Raw genomic sequence first — 17,784 nt, 5'->3', positions numbered from 1 at the left:
GTGCGGCCCCTCACTGCGAGACCCGCACCCTTCGACTGCGGCCCGCAAAGAACACGCAGGCCTCCGCTCAGGGTGCTATACCGTTCAACCATGAAGCCGACTTCTCAACTCGCCATCAAAGTCGTGGTGGCCGGCGACGGCAACGTCGGCAAAACGTCGCTCATCCGCCAGTACTGTGAAGGCAAATTTGAATCGTCGCGGGTGATGACGATTGGCGTGGACTTTCAGACCAAGCGGGTGGCCTTGCCCGAAGGCGAAGTGAAACTCTCCATTTGGGACATGGCCGGACAGGAGCGATTTGCCGTCATGCGATCCGGGTTCTATCGGGGAAGCCGGGCGGCAGCCCTGGTCTTTGACGTGACTCAGGCCGCCTCGCTTACCAACCTCGAAACCTGGCGGGCCGAAATTCTCAAAGTGATGCCCGACCAAAAGTTCGTGGTCGTTGGCAACAAGATTGACCTGCCGCGTGACGAGGCGACTCAAGACGCCGCCAACTTCGCCGCCCAAATCGGGGCCGAGTACGTGGAAACCAGCGCCGCCACTGGTGACGGCGTGCCAAAGTTGTTTGAGGCGCTGGCGAGACTGGCGATCGGGTGAGGCCGGATGAACGCCAAATCGGCTCAAGCCATCTTATCGCTTGCCCAGCAAAGCGACATACTTATTTTTGGCGAGACTCATGGGACGCAAGAAGTGCCGCAGGTTCTAGCGGCGATGCTCGACGACTTCAGAGCGACAGGCTTTTGCGCCCTGGGCCTTGAAGCGCCTCTTTCCGAGCAGAATGCGCTTGCCAACTGGGCCAAAGGGGAAACAACAGAAGCCCCGTCGTTCTTTGCGCGCCCTTTCGCAGATGGAAGGGGAAATGAACAAGCTCTGGCCCTTGCCCGCGAAGCAATTCGCAAAGGCTGGCACGTCATTTGCTTTGACGTTAATTCAGTTGCGCCTGGTTTCGTGTGGGCCGAACGAGATAACGGGATGGCGGAGAATTTGGTTGCGGAGTGGGAGCGCCTGGGACCGGACTGTAAGGTGGTCTGTCTTTGCGGAAACCTGCATTCGCGGCTTGCGCCTTTGCCAAAAGGATTCGCTCACTTCTGGCCTTCCTTTGCCGCTCGCATCCAGCAGTTGAAGCCAAACGCCAAAGTCAACAGCATCAACATCATGTTTCACGGCGGTTCTTTTTTCAATACCAAAGTTCAGCAAATTGCTGGCAGACCGATTACTGAAGACTGGGTTTCTGAGGACGCCGAAACCGGGCATTCATTGGTTTGGCATTTGCCGCAGGCGACTCCGGCAACATTTTTAGCTCCGCCTACTCACTTCTTCTAAGCTTTTCTTTGCGTTCTTCGCGCCTTCGCGGTTCAACCTCCACCTCCACAATAGCAGTAACCCCACCATCGGCACGGCCCCCAACCCATCTCCAATCGCAATTCCAATCAACCCTAGAGTCGGCGTGAGCAAATAAGCACCGCCGGCGCTGAAGGCCAGGCCAATTACAGAGGCAGTCACCGTCCACCAGGGTTGCTGGCGGGCGTAAGTGGCATAGGCCAACGGCTGGCTGAGGGCGGTGAGGAAGAAGTACGGCGCAAGCGTTGCCAATGTCGCCGATACTTGCCTGGCATCCTCAGCCGTGAAGTTGCCACGTTGATAAAGCACGGCTACTATCGGCTCGCGCAAAAACAGGAAGGCAATCGTCAGCGGCAGGGCGACGACGAGCATGAGCTTCAACGTCCGGTCGAGGGCGGCGCGAAAGGCGGGCAGGTTGTTGGCGGTGCGGGCCAGTTCGGGGAAGGCAGGTGTGACAACTCCGGCCAGCAACAGGGTGCTGGCGGCGGCAATGGGCCGCATGGCAAATTCGTAGGCCGCCACTGCGCCCAGGCTCACCCCGCTGGCAAAGCCGCGCATGATCACAAAGTCCGAGTGATAGATCAAGTCGCTGATGGCAAACGGCACGAGCAGGGCCAGTGCGGCAGGCAGGCCGGGATGGCGAAAGTCGAGCGTGAACTTGAGATTGGCTGTGAGCGCCTTTGGAAACGAGAGCGGCAGGGCGACGAGGGCGACGAGGCTGGCCGAGAGCGTGGCCGCCACCAACGTCCAAGCGCCGAGCGTCGAGGGCGCGACGGCAACGACGAGGAAGTAGGCAACACTGCCCGCAAACAAAATGGCCGCCGGGCCGACGAGCAAATTCTTGGCCGTCAACGTTCCGCGCCAAACGCCAACCGGCGCGGCGATGGTGGGGCCAATGAGCAGAGTCCGGGCCATGGAAACGGCGACGGCCTGACGCCGAAGGTCCAGCCCCGGCGCGAGTCGCGGCAAGAGGGCCGGCATCAGAATAAAGCTCAACACGGCAACGACGGCCACCCCAATCAACGCCAGCGACCACAGTGAGTTTACAAATCCCCAAGATTCAGTTTCATCATCCGCTAAATTCGCTCGCGAAGCGTCCGTTGTCAAAAACCGTCGAAACAAAGGCGGCACTGCCGTCTCCAGCCCGCCGACGAGGGCGACGGAACTGAGCACGAATGGAATCGAAGAGGCGACGTAGAAGGCGTCGAGGGCGGGGTCAAGCCCGAAGCGGGCGGCGATGATGGGTGTGGCAAGAAAGGCGACGAGGCCGCCGAGGAGTCGCAGGGCGGCAAGGATGAGGCCGGTTCGGACGAGGCGCGACACGCGAGGATTGTATCATTGGGAAGTCAGGGATTCACGACAAACGTGATCGGTTCGCTTCTCAGTGTTTCCCCGCTCACCGTCACCCCCGCCGCCTCCAGGGTGTGCCGCCCCGGCGCGAGTTGCCAGAAGTGTTGATAGGGCGACTCGGTCAGCGTTGCCACGACTTGCCCGTCCAGCACAAACGAGACTCCTTTCATCGCCTCACCGCTCACGGCGCTGAAGACGATCTGCTGGCTTGCCAGAGGCAGGCGAGGCGAGATGGCGTAGAGGGTGGAGTCGTCGGGCGAAGTTAGAGTGAGGAGTTGGGAGTTAGAGTTGGGATTTTGGAAATTGGGATTTGGGATTTGCGGCAAGCCTTTTTGCCGCGCCCATTCCTGGGCTTCGGGTGGGAGAACGAGGAAGACTTGAGTAGCGATGCGTTCGGGCGGGGTGTTCTCGTCGGCTAAACCGCCGGTGGCGGCGTCAATTTGGAAGGGTTGGTAGAAGGTGTCGGGTTGAGTCGGTTGAGTCCCGTCAATGAAAAGATCAACTTTGCGGAGCGGGCAGTAGTCGGTTGGCAACAGGCCGGAGAGGGCGCAGACTTCGACGCGGACGAGGCCGGGCGGCTCGGCGAATGGCGTTTCGGGCTTGCCGGTGAGGGCGGCGCGCATGAAGTCGTGCCAGATCGGCCCTGCCCCGGCAACGCCACTGATGTTGACCATTGGACTGTTGTCGGCGTTGCCCACCCAGGCGCCGATGGCGAGTTCGGGCGTGTAGCCCACCGTCCAGTTGTCGCGGAAATCGGTGGTGGTTCCGGTTTTGACGGCGGCCGGGCGGCCAATTTGCAGGATGCTGTTCGGGCCGAAGGTGGCGAGGCGGGCGTTGTTGTCGGAGAGGATGTCGGTGATGAGGTAGGCCACGCGCTCGTCAAGAACGCGCTCGGCGGGGCGGGGTTGCCATTGGTAAACAATGTTGTTCTCTGCGTCAGTAATTTTGAGAATAGTAATTGGTAATTGGTAATTGCCGCCGGTTGCGAAGACGCCGAAGGCGGAGGTGAGGTCAACCAGGCGGACTTCGCCGCCGCCGAGGGTGAGGGCCAGGCCGAAACGATCCGCATCCGAGAGCGTCGTCAGGCCCATCTTGCCGGCCAGGGCCAGCATGTTGTTGATGCCAATGTGATCAAGCGCCTTGACTGCCGGAATGTTGAGTGAGCCGCCTAGCGCCTCGCGGGCCAGCACCGGCCCGTGAAAGTTGCGGTCGTAGTTTTGCGGGACGTACGAAAAACCTTCTTTGGTGACGAAGGCAGTGCGCACGTCGAGGATGAGGGTGGCGGGAGTCCAGGGGCAATAACCAGTAACTAATAACGAATTGCCAGAATTTTGTAATTGGTTATTAGTTATTGGTAATTGGGAGCACAGGGCCGGATCAAACGCGGCGGCGTAGGTGATGGGTTTGATGGCCGAGCCGGGCTGGCGGGGGGCGACGGCCATGTTGATCGCGCCGGAGATTTCGGCGTTGAAGTAGTCGGGGGAGCCGACCATTGCTAAGATTTGGCCGGTGTGAGGATCCAGGGCGACAAGGGCGGCGTCGGTGACGCTCCCCGGGACTTCGCTGGAGTCGGCCAACAATTGGAGCCGGCGGGTGATGATTTGCTCGGCGGTGATGGTGAGATCAAGGTCGAGGGTGGTGGTGACGGTCAACCCTGAGTACAAAACGTCGGGCGGGTAAGTCGCTTCAAGCTGACTCCAGACGTAAAAGATAAAATGCGGGGCGGTGATCGGAAAAGGCGAGGGCGCGAATTGCAGGACTTCGTCTTTGGCAAGTTTGGCTTCGTCTTCGGCGATGAAGTTGTTCTTGACCATGAGGTCGAGCACAATGATCTGCTTGTCGTCGGCGGCCTGCGGGTCGGTGAGCGGGTCGAAGAGGGCGGGCGCTTGCGGCAGGCCGGCCAGCAGGGCGCACTCGGCCAGGTCGAGGTCGCGGGCGCTCTTGCCGAAGTAGGCTTGAGCGGCAGAGTCGAGGCCGTAGGCAAGGTAGCCGTAGTAAGTCTGGTTGAGGTAGAGTTCGAGGGTTTGGTCTTTGGTGTAAGCCTGCGACAGCCGCCAGGCGAGGATGCTCTCGCGCATTTTGCGGAGGAGGGTGCGCTCGGCGCGCTCCTGCGGATCGAGCAACATGTTGCGGGCCACCTGCTGGGTGATGGTGGAGCCGCCGGCCAGCACCTCACCGCCCTGGATGTTGATCCACAGGGCGCGAACGATGCCGACGATGTCCACGCCGGGGTTGGTGTAGAAGCTGGCGTCTTCGACGGCGACGGTGGCTTGCTGGCAGGCAAGCGGAATTTCGTCGAGTGGCAGGGTGGTGTGGCGCACTCCGGCCGGGTCGGTGATTTCGTAGAGCAGTCGCCCGTCGCGGGCGAGAATTTTGGTGGAGGGGACGGTGAGGGCTTCGGTGAGGCGGTCGAGGGAGGGTAAATCGGTGAACAGTGAGTGCGTGATCAGTGAGACGAGCACAAGCAATAGTGCAAACGAGGAGAGAAAGAGACGGCGACGCATGGAGGTAAGAGCAGGAAGCAGAAAACAAAACACGCCCGTGCGCCAATTGTAAACGTTTTTGCGCAAGGGCGTGTTGCAGAGGTTTACAGGAAACGCCCGTCATCTTTTTTGGGCGGGTGGTTGGGATGATTAGTGATCAATTGCGGCTTACTCCAGTTATAATTTCCACCAATGAACCGTCTCTCCTCTGCCGTCAAACAACTGCTTGGTCTCGACCTTACCCCCGCCCAACTCGCCGCCTTTCGCATTTACGCCGCCGAACTTGCCGAATGGAACGAGAAGTTCAACCTTACCGCCATCAAAAGCCCGGCGGACGTTGAAATCAAACACTTCGCCGATTCGCTGTCGTGTCTTCTGGCAATACGCAATACGCAATATGCAACACGCGCTTCGCTGATTGACATCGGCACCGGGGCCGGTTTCCCCGGCCTGCCGCTGAAGATCATTTGCCCGGAGTTGAAGCTGACGCTGGTGGAGTCGGTGGGCAAGAAGGTGACGTTTCTCGAGCACGTCGTCGGCAGGTTGGAGTTGAAGGACGTGATGGTGATCAAGGGCCGGGCCGAGGAAGTCGGGCAGGATGGGGCACACCGCGAAAAATACGATTGGGCCGCCGCGCGGGCAGTGGCCGAAATGCCGATCTTGCTGGAGTATTTATTGCCGCTGGTGAAGATGGGCGGCAAGGCGCTGGCGCAAAAAGGGGAAAGCGCCCCGGCCGAGACTCACGGTGCAGAGCGGGCGGCGAAAATTTTGGGCGGGAGCCTGGCTCAGATCACGTCGGTTGAACTGCCGGGCGTGGTCGAGCCGCGCTACCTGGTCGTCTTTGATAAAGTGGCGGCCACACCGGGGAAGTATCCGCGCCGGGCGGGAGTGCCGGGTAAGGAGCCGTTGAAATAACCAATAACTACTAACGATATTCGTTATTGGTTATTCTGGATCGTTCCGCTCACCACCCGCCACTTTTCAACCGTCCCCACAAACTCCGGCTCGAACAAATTCAAATCGGTCGTCGTCATCACCGACTGCTCCACGCCGCCGAGTCGCTTGAGCAGGTCGCGCCGCCGCTGCGGGTCAAGCTCGGCCAGCACTTCGTCGAGCAGAAGGATAGGCGGCTCGCCGGCTTTGTCGGTCATCCACGCCAGCTCGGCCAGTTTGAGCGCAAGCACCGCCGTGCGCCCCTGCCCGCGCGAGCCGTAGATGCCGAGGTCAATGCCGCTGGCGAGAAAACGCACGTCGTCGCGGTGCGGGCCGGTGAGCGTCATGCCGCGCTCGATCTCCTGCCGCCGCGTAGCCTCCAGCTTCTCGCGCAAACTTTGGGCGATGGACTCCGGGCCGACGCCGGAGCGCGTGACCGGCACGTCGAGGCCGAGGCCAATTTGAGGGGTGTCGTCGGCCAGCGGGTCGAAGGCCGGTTGATAGGCCAGCCGCAAGTGCTCTGCGCCCTCGGTCAACTCGCGATGAATGGAAGCGGCGAAGCGCCCAATTTCTTCCAGCGCCCGCGCCCGGGCCGCGATCAATGTTGCCCCATGACGACAAAGCTCCCCATCCCAAAACTCCAACTCGACGCCGTTGCTATTTCCGTTGCGCTCTTGCAGTTGCTTGAGCAGGGCGTTTCTCTGCGAAAGGATTTTTCCGTACTCGCCCAGCGCCAGCGCATAAACCGGATCAACCTGGCAGAGCGTGGAATCCAGGTATCGCCGCCGGTCGCCGGGGGAGCCTTCCACTAAGGCCATGTCCTGCGGCAGGAACAGCACCACGTTGACCGCGCCGTGCAGGTCGCCGGCCCGCCGCTTGAGGCCGTTGATGAGCACCGTCTTCTTCAAGCGTTGCTCGCGGGCCGCGCCCACATCCTCAACTTCAAGGCGAATATCCACCCGGCGAATTTCGCGCGCGGTGTGAACTTCGGCTACAATCTTGAAGAAGGGGCGCGGGTCGTTGCGCAGGGCCAGCCAGTGGATCAGTTGGCGGTCGGTGGTGGCGTGCGGCGAACTGGCGGTGGCAAGATAATAGATGGCCTCAAGTAAGCTGGTCTTGCCTTGCGCGTTGTTGCCTATCAGGATGAGCGGCCCGGCGGGAAGATCGGCCTCGAGGCGGGTGTAGTTGCGGAAGTTGGTGAGGGAGAGGTGGGCGACGCGCATTGGAGTCGGATTCTAACATGAGAGCAGTCGGCAAGATAATTAGTTTTGAGAACGCCGAAGTCACGCTTCACGAAAAACTTTATTGGAACGCAGACGCGAAGCGCGCAGATATTTTTGAAAAAATCAGCGACGATCAGCGCACAAAGCGTCCGCGTTTATCAGCGTTCTAATAGAAGCCCGTGAGCAGTTACGATCATTCGAAGCGATCAGTGGCCCTCTTCTCTCAGCAGATGCTCCACCAACCTCTTCCCCAACCCAATAATCGTCAGCACCGTCGGTCGGGCAAGCGATTCGGGGAAGGCGCTGGCGTCGCAGACGTACAAGTTCTCAATTTCGGTCTGCAAGTTCTGGTCGAGCACCCCTTCGGGGCCGATGCGGACGGTGGCGCAGGGGTGCGTGCCGCGCAGGGGAGTCATGAGGAGTGACTCGGGGTCGGCCCCGGCCTTGACGAGAATCTGTTTGGCAACTGCCGAGGCGTGGTCGAGCTTCTTCCGGTCATTGGCCGTGAACGGCTTGCTGATATTGCGTTCGGACTCGACGACACCCGAAATATCATCTTTGAGTTTGATCATGATTCCGAGAGTGTGATTCCAGCGCGGCCAGGTGGCGAGCGCGCCCGGCCCTTTCAACGCCATCACAATCGGGTAGTTGAGCCAGGGGTCAATCAGGGTGCTGAGCAAGTATCCCACTTCATCGTTCGCCCACTCGTAAGTCATCGGCGGCTCGTTGCCGTTGCCTGCGAAGCGCGACGCGCCGTAGACCATCACCGTCGTGTCCATGCCGATTCCCTGACCGGCGCGACTCAGTCCGGCGCGTTTGAGGAGGAGCGGCGACCCAATGCCACCGGCGGCCAAAACGACGATCGGGGCCACAATCTCCAATCTCTTATCTCTAATTCTCCCTCGCACCCCAACCACTTTTCTATTCTCAACGATCAGTTCGTCCACCCGTGCTTCGGCGATGAACTCGCAACAGCCGGTGGCCGTCGCCTCATCCACCCACTCCGCCGCGTTCCACTTTGCGCCGCAACGACAGCCTAACATGCACTTTGCGCCGCAGTCGAAATGCTTCGTGCGCGCCGGACTCATGAATTTGGGCAGGGGTTGCCAGTCGTAGCCAAGCGCATTGGCCGAGTCGGCTAAACGGGTGGAGGCGGTTCCCCTGAGTTCGGGCGGCAGGGGCGCAATCTTCAATTCGTCAATCGTCTCGGTCACGTACTTATCGAGATCGATCTTGTATTTATCTTTGAACCAGGCGGGCGGCGGGGCGGCGCAACCGCAGTACATGCTCGTCGCGCCACCGGCCATGAGCGGGCGGATGATGTTGAGGCCTTCGCGGGTGAAGAGCAGAGCGTTGCGGTCAGCGTACATGAGCGCGCCGGGGTACGTGCCGTAGAGCGGCGAGCGCCGCCAGTCCTTGCCGCGTTCGAGCAGAAGCACGCGCTTGCCCGCGCGGGCCAGGCCGCGAGCCATTGTGGCCCCGCCCGGCCCGGAGCCGATCACGATGACATCTCCTTCTTTTTTCATAGCACGGCCTCCAGCCGCAACCAAAGGAATCCACGAAGGACACGAAGTTACACGAAGGATTCTTCGTGCTCCTTCGTGGCCCTTCGCGGATCAGAATCTTCGCGGTCGTGATAGTTTTTCAAGGGGAATGCAAAAACATCTTCGCGTCAGAGCGCAGGTTGTTCGACTTTCTCGGCTTGCCGGGTCGCCAACTGGGCAATGTTGCCTTTGGGCGTGAGGGCCGTTATCGCCAGGCCCAGCGCGGCGGCGATGAAAGCGATGACGAACACGCCTTGAATCGCCCCGGCCAGCGCGTTCTTCAACGCCTCATTCAACAAGGCGCTGGAGGCAGACCGGGCAATCGGATCGAGCAGGCTGTCCACCGAAACAGCCGCCGACTCCAAACCGGCGGCCTTGAGATTGGAAATCAGCCAGCCACCGAGGGCGGCTCCCATCATGCTCACCCCCAGCGTGCCGCCGATACTGCGGCTGAACTGCAAGGTGGACGTGGCAACGCCCATCGAGCGCTTTTCGACCGTGCTCTGCACGGCGATGAGGAATGACGGGATCGAAAAGCCCATGCCGACGCCCATCATGCCCAAATAGATGATCAGGTTGATCTGAGAGACGGCGACGCCGATCCGGGTCATCAGGAACGTGCCCAACGTGAGCAGGCACATGCCGAACAGAGCCAACGAGCGGTAGCTCACCGCCAGCAAGAGACGGCTACTGACGATGCTGGCGATGACCCAACTGATCAGCATTGGGGTCAAGGTGGAACCGGCGACGGTGGCGCTGGTTCCCAGCACGGCCTGCACGAACAGCGGCACAAAGGCCAGGCTACCGAACATGGCGAACCCGGTCAACAGGCCGTGCCCGCAGGCGACGGCAAACAAACGATCACGGAACATGAGCAGGGGCAGGATGGGATCGGCGGCTCGCCGCTCGATCCAGATCAAGGCGGCGAAGAGCAGTGCCGCTGTCGCCAGCAATCCCCAACCGACGGGCGTGCCCAGTTCAAACAGCCCCAACAACAACGCAACAACACCGGCACTCATCACGCCCGCGCCGAGGAAGTCCACTTGCGCCACGCCCGCCGTCTTGCGGGCGCCGTCCGCCAACGAGAGCATCACCAACGTTCCGGCCAGCAAGCCGGGGATGAGGTTGATGTAAAAGACCCAGTGCCACGAGACGGTATCCACCAGGAAGCCGCCGAGCAACGGGCCGACGACGGACGACACGCCCCACACGCCGGAGAACACGCCCTGCATGCGGGCGCGTTGTTCAAAGCTGAAGGTGTCGCCGATGATGATGAAGGCCAGCGGCAGAATACCGCCCGCGCCCAGTCCCTGCACGACGCGGAAGAAGATCAACTGCTCCATGCTTCCGGCCAGGCCGCACAAGAGCGAGCCGGCGAGAAACAGAGTCATGGAGACGGCGTAGACTGGCCGCCGCCCGTACAAATCGGAAAACTTGCCGAAGAGCGGCACGGTGGTTGTCGAGGCCAGCATGTAGGCCGAGAACACCCAACTGTACGACGCCAAACCGCCGAGTTGGCTGACGATGGTGGGCATGGCCGTGGCTACGACGGTGGCTTCCATTGAGGCCATGAAGATGCTGAGCATGATGCCCAGGGTGAGAGCAATGATTCGTTGACGAGACATGGTTCTCCTATTCCGTGTTTTTGTTCACCACCGCCTGCAAGCGACTATATTCAGCCGAGGCAATGTAGCGGCGCAATTCTTCGATGCGCTTGATGATCATCGGATGCGTGCCGAGCAATTCGCCGATGTTGTTGGCAAGGTCGTCGTCTTCCTTCTCGATCAGGGCCAGCGCCTTTTGCAAGTCAGCCGAGGTCTGGGCCGCGCCGCCCGTTGCCAGCTTGACCAGCGCCGAGATGGCCTTGTTGGGTTTGCCGCAGGCCAGCAATCCGGCCCGGTCGGCTGAATATTCGCACATCCTGTTCCACCACCGGAAAGCAATTTGCAGGATGACGGCGGCGAAGAGGGGGCTGGGGATTCCGGCCATGCCGCCGACGAGGGAGTTGAGCCAGGTGTGGCCGAGTCGGACGTGGCCGAGTTCGTGGCCCAACACAAACTGAATCTCGTCCGTGTCCATCACTTGCAAGATAGGCGAGTACAACACCACCACTTTCGGGTCGGAGAGGCCGAAGGTGTAAGCGTTGAGGACATCCGCCGGGACGACGAAGAAGTTCACCCGCCCCGGTTGCAACCGCCTCACACAATCACGGGCCAGCGCCGCCAGGTTGGGCGACGATTCAGGCGTCACCTGATGTGCTTGTTTTATAAGCGTTTCATGCCTGGATTGACTCGCAAAGTACGAGAAGGCCAGCATCGCCAGCACAAACAGCAGGCTACCGCACAACGTGGCCGTGGCCGTGACAGCGATGACGACGAACACCAGAAACAGCGTCAGCGTCAGAACAAGTTGTTCGTTGGGGTAACGGTAGGAGGCGTTCAAATCAGTTCGATGTTTCCGTTCGATCGCGCCGTATTCAGGCGATGGCGGAACATCAGCCAGGCCGCCGCCCCGTAAACCAGGCCGAGCAGAACTTCCAAGCCCATCAACCCCATCACCTCAGAATAAGGAGCGCCGTCCACAACAGCCCGAATCGCCAGCAGGCCGTGGGTCATCGGCAGCGAGCGGCTCAACACTTGCACGGCGGGCGGCAGAGCCGAGAGTGGGAAGTTGACGGCGCCGGTCAACATCATAATGTAGCCAATCATGTTGCAGAGCAACATTCCCCAGCGGGTGGGCAGTGAGATCGAGCCGGACAGCCAGCCCAGGCCGCCGGTCGTGATCAGCGTGATCACGAGCAGGGGCGCGGCGCGCAACAGGTTGACGACGGCAAGGTCGGGCGCGATGACGGGCACGAGGACGATTAGCACCAGCGCCGTGCTGAGCAGGGCGTCGAAGAATCCGGCCATGCTTCGCCCGATCATCATCGGCAGCCAGTTGGCCGGAGCGGCGATCAGGTGCGGCAGAGTGCCGGCCCATTTTTCCACTTCGATCACAATCGCCAGTTCGACAATCGCCGGGAACACTGCCGCATGCACGGCGTTGCCGATCAGGGCAAACTTCGCCAGTTCATTGCCGCCGGCGGCTTTGGCAATCAGCACGAAGAACAGGGCTTGCAGAACCCAGCGCGGAATTTTGGAACCGAGGACAACTGCCGGTGTGAGTTCCACCGAGTACACCGCGAATGAAACGCGCGTGCCGCTCCAGAATAAACGTAAGGCGTTTTGCATCGTTGATCCTCCAGTGCAGACCTCACAGGTTTCCGCGAAGCGAACCTGTGAGGTCTGGTAGCAACCTACCACGCCTCCAGCGACCCCGCTTCGCGCACCATGTATTCGACGCGGGCATAGAGGAAGCGGGCGATGATCAGATAGACGACGGACAAACCGATCAGCCACAAGTCAATGAGCCAGGGGTTGCCCGCCACTAAACCAGCGGCAGTGTTCATCGCCAAATTTCCCCACATCGGAGCCAGGATCGCCGAGAGCGGCCGCGTCCACGCGGGCAGGAGGGTGATCGGAAACGTCAGGCCGGCCAGCACGAAGATCGGATAGTTGGCGACGGTGATGAACTGGCCGGCGTTGCGGGTAAGGACAAAGAACGAGCCGAGGATCAACCCCAGGCAGGTCATGGCGACGATGGTGAGGAGCAGGCTGGCGACAAAGCCCAACGGATCGTCAATGTCAATCGGCAGGCGAAAGGCGATCAGGCCGGTGCCGAACGTCATAACCATGGCGACGAGTGAGGTAACGGCGTTGGACAGACTCTTGCCCACCAGCACCAGGGCAAACGGAGTCGGCGAGGCGATGAGCATAGGCATCGTCCCCGACCGCCGCTCGTCGTCCACGATGCGGCCCGAGGTCCACAAGTTGGAATTCCAGATGCCGATCATGCCCGCGCCGACGACGGCGTACAGCCCGAAGTCGGGCTTGCCGCCGTAGAGATACGTGCCGACCGAGAGCAGGGTGAAGATGACGGGCAGAACGAAGAGCGTGCCGATGAAGAAATTGTTCGTCGCCCGATCCTTTGCCTGAAGCATGAAGGAGCTGTAGATGACGCGGAGGGTGGTCATAGGCAAATTCAAACTCCAAACTCCAAACCTCAAACACCTTTGAAGTTTGTCGTTTGAAGTTTGAAGTTATGTGTTCAGCGCTTCTTTCCCCACCAGCTTCACATACGCATCTTCCAGCGTGGGCTGGCGGGTAACAACTTTTTGCACGCGCACCCCGTCGAGGAGGCGCAGAAAGTCCTGCACCAGTTCTGCGCCGGCCGGGGCTTGAATTTGCAGGACTTGAGTCTGCTCGCGCGCTTCGACGTTGACTGCTTCGACGCCAGGGTGTTCGCGCAGTTTGGCGATGAGGGCCGAGGGCGCGCCGAGGCATTCGATCTCCACCACTTCGAGATCGGCGACCAGCCGCTTGAGGGCCGAAGGGGTGTCTACAGTCAAAATCTTCCCCTTGCTGAGGACGGCTACCCGGTCACACAAAGCGTCAATTTCAAACATGTAGTGGGAGGTCAAAAAGACGGTCTTCCCGGCCTCCTTCAATCCGTGAATGACCTGACGCAGTTCGCGGGCGGCCACCGGGTCGAGGCCAATCGTCGGCTCGTCGAGGAAAAGGATTTCGGGATCGCTGATCAGGCCGCGGGCGATGTGCAGGCGTTGCTTCATGCCGCGCGAGTAGCCCTCCACCCGCTCGTCGGCGCGATCCTTGAGACCGACGAGTTCGAGCAATTCGGGAATTCGCTTTTTGGCAACATCGGGCGGGACGTGATAGAGGTCGGCGAAGTACTGGATGTTGTCGCGCCCGGAGAGCCGCCAGTACAACCCGCGGTCGCCGCCGAAGACAATGCCGATGCGCGGGCGCAGTTTGGCGGTGTCGCGCACCACGTCGAGGCCCAGCACTTCGGCCCGCCCCGAGGTGGGGAGCAAAATAGTGGCCAGGATTTTGGTGATGGTGGTTTTGCCGGCGCCGTTAGGGCCGAGCAGGCCAAACAGTTCGCCGGACTCTACCGAGAGGCTAACGCCGTCGAGGGCGACGATCTCTTTTTGCTTGCGGCGGACAATGCCAGTGGTGGTCTTGAAAACGCGGATCAGGTTTTCGATGAAGATGGCAGGCAAGGCAACTCTCCTTTCGCGAAACGCGGATGGGAGTTGCAATCGTACCATAAAAGAACAACGGATTTACCGAAATGGACGGATCGCGATCCGCTCAATTCGGTAAATCCGTTGTTCTAAAAGAGACGATCAGACCTGACAGGTTTTTGCGTAGCACCCCGTAGCGAAGGGTGCGAAGCGAACCTGTCAGGTCTGACCGCAGGTTACCGCCACTCAGCCGGTTGAGGCCGCATGGCCTCGTTCAGCATTTGCGCCAGGCGTTTGGCGTCGTTCAGATACAAGTACATTTCTGCCACATCCGAACGCAGTGGCCCATGCTCGCGCGCCCGGGCTACCAGCCGCAAATACTCGCCGCCGGTCTGGCCCTTGCCCGACGAGGCCACTTCCAGCACATCACAGTCGTGCGTCGGGCTTTGCCCCTGATACCACAGATCGAACTCGGTGACTTGCACGCCGCCCAGGATAGCGCCCTGGATGATGACCCGCCGGTCGGTGATCATCAGCTTGATGGTGTGCAGGCCGGGAACCGTGCCAGCGGCATGAATGGTGGGCAGAGATTTGTATACCGCAAAATCCACGCGCTCTTCGTCGTAGAGCAGTTTTTCGTTTTCAAGAAGTTTGCTGGTCATGAAGTCCTCCTCGGTTTTGGTGAACGGGGTTGATTTTTTCGATCTTGCCACCCCTGCGCTGTCGAAATAAGTGCTATTCCACCATCTCTCCGGCGACAAAAGTCACTTAACCCCACAGGATAAGTCCAGAAGAAGATCAGCCGCCCCAGACCACAAATGACACTACGCCCAGACGGGTAGAGGGTTACACTCCTCGTAGAATCAGACCTGCCGGGTCTGATCATCTTGAAGTTTGTCTAACTTTCGGCCAGACCCGGCAGGTCTGAGACAACTTTTCAAATTTAGAGGAACCCTCATGTCAACCCCCTGGTCTCACCGTTACGCCCAACGCACCCAAAGCCTCACCAGCTCCACCATCCGTGAACTGCTCAAGCTCACCCAGCAACCGGACATTATCTCCTTCGGCGGCGGCATGCCCGCCCCCGAATTATTCCCAACCGAGCAGTTTGAAGACGCCTGCCACCGGGTGCTGAGCCAGCAAGGTCAGGCCGCCCTGCAATACAGCACCACCGAAGGCTACCCGCCCCTGCGCGAAATGATCGCCCGCCACCTGGCCCGCTACGGAATCCTGGCCGAGGCCGACAACGTCCTCATCACCGCTGGATCGCAACAAGCCCTCGACTTGATCGCCAAACTGCTTATCAACCCCGGCGACCGCCTGCTCGTCGAGGCCCCTACCTACCTCGGCGCGCTCCAGGCCTTCAACGTTTTCGGGGCGGACTACGTCGGCGTTCCCACCGACGACGACGGCCTCATCGTGGGTCGCCTCGACGAAGCCCTGCGCTCCGGCCCCAAGTTTATGTATATCCTCCCCAACTTCCAGAACCCGTCCGGCGTCACCCTCTCCCTCGAACGGCGGCGGGCACTGGTGGAACTGGCCGACAAGTACGGCATCCCCCTCGTCGAAGACGACCCCTACGGCCAACTGCGTTATGAAGGCGACCACCTGCCGCCTCTCATCGTCCTCGACCGCGAAACGCGCGGCATCCGGCTCGACAACGGCTACAAACTGGGCAACGTCATCTACATGAGCACCTTCTCCAAGACGCTCGCCCCCGGCCTGCGCCTGGGCTGGATCGTCGCCCCGCCCGAAGTCATCGCCAAGCTCGTCCAACTCAAACAGGGCGCCGACCTGCACACCAGCACCTTCACCCAAATGGTGGCCTACGAAGCGGCGCGCGGCGGCTTCCTCGACGAACACATCAAGAAACTGCGCCAGGTCTACCACGAGCGGCGCGACGTGATGCTCGACGCCCTGACCGAATTCTTCCCCTCCGAAGTCAGTTGGACTCGCCCGGCGGGCGGACTCTTCCTGTGGGCGCGACTGCCGGGAGGAATGGACTCGACTCGACTCCTGGAAGCCGCCCTGCGGCAAAAAGTGGCCTTCGTTCCCGGCAACGCCTTCTTCGCCGGTTCAGCCGACTCTGCCGAGAGCAACCGCTACCTGCGCCTCAACTTCTCCAACGCCAAACCGGACATGATCGTGGAAGGCATTCGCCGCCTGGGAACGGTCGTCAAAGAGCAAATGGCGGGCGGCGGCTCTGTGCCCAGCCAGCTTCGCGCCGACGCCATTTGCGGTTAATGCCGAACTTTGTCGCCGCTCCCGGTGACGATAGTCACTACGGCGCAAGTGACATCCCGCCTACACTAAAGCAAAGTCGCTCCAATTACTCTGGCTCCCGGCGGGCGAGACCCTAAAAGTCTTGCGAAGCAACCTTTAGGGTCTAAAAGCCGCGGAATTAAGGAGTTTACCCATGGCCAAAGGTCACATTGTTATAGACGAAGGGCGGTGCAAAGGATGCGCCCTGTGCACCACCATTTGCCCGCAAGATGTCATCGTCATGGCCGACGAGGCGCTCAACGCTAAAGGCTACCACCCCGCCCGCTACGACGACCCGCAAGGCAAATGCACCGGCTGTACCCTGTGCGCCGTCATCTGCCCCGACGTGTGCATCGCCGTCTACCGTCAAAAACGCTTCCCTCAGCCGAGCTTTCAACACACCCCTGTCACAGTCTGATTAAGGACAACGGATTGAACAGACACAACGGATAGAAAAAAATCCGATATATCCGCTTCATCCGTTGTCAAAAACCCATGACCAAACACCTTCTCAAAGGCAACGAAGCCATCGCCGAAGCCGCCGTCCGGGCCGGAGTGGAAGCCTACTTCGGCTACCCCATCACCCCTCAGACCGAACTGCTCGAATACATGGCCCGGCGCATGCCGGAACTGCATCGCGCCTTCCTCCAGGCCGAAAGCGAAGTGGCCGCCATCAACATGGTCTACGGCGCGGCCTGCACCGGAGCGCGGGTCATGACCTCCTCCTCCAGCCCCGGCATGAGCCTGATGATGGAAGGCCTCTCTTACATCGCCGGCTCGGAAGTGCCGTGTGTGCTGGTGGACGTGATGCGCGGCGGGCCGGGCCTGGGCAACATCGCCCCCTCGCAAGCCGACTACAACCAGATCGTCAAAGGCGGCGGCCACGGCGACTTCAAAATGCTCGTCCTCGCCCCGGCCACCGTCCAAGAAGCGATTGACCTGACCTACATCGCCTTCGACCTGGCCGAAAAATATCGCACCCTGGTCGTCATCCTGCTCGACGGCAACATCGGCCAGATGATGGAACCGGCAGAACTGCCGCCGATGAAACCGGCGAACAGCCACTGTCACCCGGCGTGGGCGCTCACCGGCGCGGTCGGAGGCCGCCCAAAGAACATCATCACCTCAATCTACCTTGTCCCCGAAAACGAAGAGGCCTTCAACCGCAAACTGCAAGAGAAGTACGCCCGCATTCGCGAGAGCGAAGTGCGCTTCGTCGAATACGAAACGGCAGATGCTGAGTATCTGGTGGTTGGCTTTGGCACCTCGGGGCGCGTGGCCCAAACGGCGGTGAAACAGGCGCGGGCGCAGGGCCTCAAGGTTGGTCTGCTGAGACCCATCAGCCTCTGGCCCTTCCCCGAACAGCGCCTGGCCGAGTTAGCCAAACAAGTTCGCGGCGTGCTAGTCGTCGAGATGAACGCCGGGCAAATGGTGGACGATGTGCGGCTGGCGGTGAATGGCAAAGTGCCCGTGCAATTCTATGGCCGCATGGGCGGGGTGGTGCCTTTGCCGGATGAGGTGTTAGATGAGATTAGGAAGATGGTGAACTAAAGCCGCAATCGAGC

The 17,784-nt window shown here is 60.5% G+C and carries 16 protein-coding genes; 6 read left to right on the top strand and 10 right to left on the bottom strand.

Annotated features, from left to right (window positions below; translation table 11 throughout):
• Positions 1-90 precede the first annotated feature (90 nt).
• Together HYZ49_19915 and HYZ49_19910 are read left to right on the top strand one after the other, a co-directional pair.
• Positions 91-597: a GTP-binding protein gene (locus HYZ49_19915; protein MBI3244553.1), complete on the top strand. Its 507-nt coding sequence runs from the start codon at positions 91-93 to the stop codon at positions 595-597.
• A gap of 6 nt (positions 598-603) precedes the next feature.
• Positions 604-1,323: a hypothetical protein gene (locus HYZ49_19910; GenBank protein ID MBI3244552.1), complete on the top strand. Its 720-nt coding sequence runs from the start codon at positions 604-606 to the stop codon at positions 1,321-1,323.
• Here the strand turns inward: HYZ49_19910 and HYZ49_19905 are convergent.
• Together HYZ49_19905 and HYZ49_19900 are read right to left on the bottom strand one after the other, a co-directional pair.
• A complete protein-coding gene (locus HYZ49_19905; GenBank protein MBI3244551.1) occupies positions 1,297-2,664 on the bottom strand; it encodes a polysaccharide biosynthesis C-terminal domain-containing protein in 1,368 nt (455 codons plus the stop codon). The two genes, HYZ49_19910 and HYZ49_19905, sit on opposite strands and share 27 nt — an antisense overlap.
• Positions 2,665-2,687: 23 nt before the next feature.
• The gene (locus HYZ49_19900) at positions 2,688-5,195 is read right to left on the bottom strand and encodes a transglycosylase domain-containing protein (protein ID MBI3244550.1); all 2,508 of its coding nucleotides are present in this window, start codon (positions 5,193-5,195) and stop codon (positions 2,688-2,690) included.
• A gap of 171 nt (positions 5,196-5,366) precedes the next feature.
• Between HYZ49_19900 and rsmG the strand changes: the two genes are divergently transcribed.
• Entirely contained in the window at positions 5,367-6,089 is a 723-nt protein-coding gene (gene rsmG, locus HYZ49_19895; GenBank protein ID MBI3244549.1) for a 16S rRNA (guanine(527)-N(7))-methyltransferase RsmG, read from the top strand.
• Positions 6,090-6,112: 23 nt separating this feature from the next.
• On the opposite strand, the gene recF is transcribed toward rsmG, so the two are convergent.
• The 8 genes from recF to HYZ49_19855 all read right to left on the bottom strand — a co-directional run bounded on the left by recF (position 6,113) and on the right by HYZ49_19855 (position 14,619).
• Positions 6,113-7,330 (bottom strand): DNA replication/repair protein RecF, encoded by a 1,218-nt coding sequence (gene recF / locus HYZ49_19890; protein ID MBI3244548.1) that lies wholly within the window; start codon positions 7,328-7,330, stop codon positions 6,113-6,115.
• 206 nt (positions 7,331-7,536) lie between these two features.
• Positions 7,537-8,856 (bottom strand): GMC family oxidoreductase, encoded by a 1,320-nt coding sequence (locus HYZ49_19885; GenBank protein ID MBI3244547.1) that lies wholly within the window; start codon positions 8,854-8,856, stop codon positions 7,537-7,539.
• 146 nt (positions 8,857-9,002) lie between these two features.
• Positions 9,003-10,499: an MFS transporter gene (locus HYZ49_19880; GenBank protein ID MBI3244546.1), complete on the bottom strand. Its 1,497-nt coding sequence runs from the start codon at positions 10,497-10,499 to the stop codon at positions 9,003-9,005.
• Between the two features lie 7 nt (positions 10,500-10,506).
• Positions 10,507-11,316, bottom strand: coding sequence for a M48 family metallopeptidase (locus HYZ49_19875; protein MBI3244545.1), 810 nt, complete (start codon positions 11,314-11,316; stop codon positions 10,507-10,509).
• Positions 11,313-12,104 (bottom strand): ABC transporter permease, encoded by a 792-nt coding sequence (locus tag HYZ49_19870; GenBank protein ID MBI3244544.1) that lies wholly within the window; start codon positions 12,102-12,104, stop codon positions 11,313-11,315. The genes HYZ49_19875 and HYZ49_19870 overlap by 4 nt, the downstream gene beginning before the upstream one ends.
• Positions 12,105-12,169: 65 nt before the next feature.
• Positions 12,170-12,946 (bottom strand): ABC transporter permease, encoded by a 777-nt coding sequence (locus tag HYZ49_19865; protein MBI3244543.1) that lies wholly within the window; start codon positions 12,944-12,946, stop codon positions 12,170-12,172.
• 66 nt (positions 12,947-13,012) lie between these two features.
• Positions 13,013-14,041, bottom strand: a complete 1,029-nt coding sequence (locus tag HYZ49_19860) for an ATP-binding cassette domain-containing protein (GenBank protein ID MBI3244542.1) — start codon at positions 14,039-14,041, stop codon at positions 13,013-13,015.
• A gap of 152 nt (positions 14,042-14,193) precedes the next feature.
• Positions 14,194-14,619: a hypothetical protein gene (locus HYZ49_19855; protein ID MBI3244541.1), complete on the bottom strand. Its 426-nt coding sequence runs from the start codon at positions 14,617-14,619 to the stop codon at positions 14,194-14,196.
• 295 nt (positions 14,620-14,914) lie between these two features.
• Here HYZ49_19855 and HYZ49_19850 point away from each other — a divergent pair, with 295 nt between their 5' ends.
• The 3 genes from HYZ49_19850 (at position 14,915) to HYZ49_19840 (ending at position 17,770) form a co-directional block, all read left to right on the top strand.
• Positions 14,915-16,201, top strand: a complete 1,287-nt coding sequence (locus HYZ49_19850) for a PLP-dependent aminotransferase family protein (protein ID MBI3244540.1) — start codon at positions 14,915-14,917, stop codon at positions 16,199-16,201.
• A gap of 172 nt (positions 16,202-16,373) precedes the next feature.
• Positions 16,374-16,637 carry a 4Fe-4S binding protein gene (locus tag HYZ49_19845; GenBank protein ID MBI3244539.1) on the top strand — a complete coding sequence of 88 codons (264 nt, stop codon included), beginning with the start codon at positions 16,374-16,376 and terminating at the stop codon, positions 16,635-16,637.
• Between the two features lie 77 nt (positions 16,638-16,714).
• Entirely contained in the window at positions 16,715-17,770 is a 1,056-nt protein-coding gene (locus HYZ49_19840; protein ID MBI3244538.1) for a 3-methyl-2-oxobutanoate dehydrogenase subunit VorB, read from the top strand.
• Positions 17,771-17,784 lie beyond the last annotated feature (14 nt).

The organism is Chloroflexota bacterium (assembly GCA_016197225.1).
GTDB lineage: Bacteria > Chloroflexota > Anaerolineae > Anaerolineales > VGOW01 > VGOW01.
Note: the sequence above shows the minus strand (reverse complement) of the source record. Positions and strands in the feature narration are given on the sequence as shown.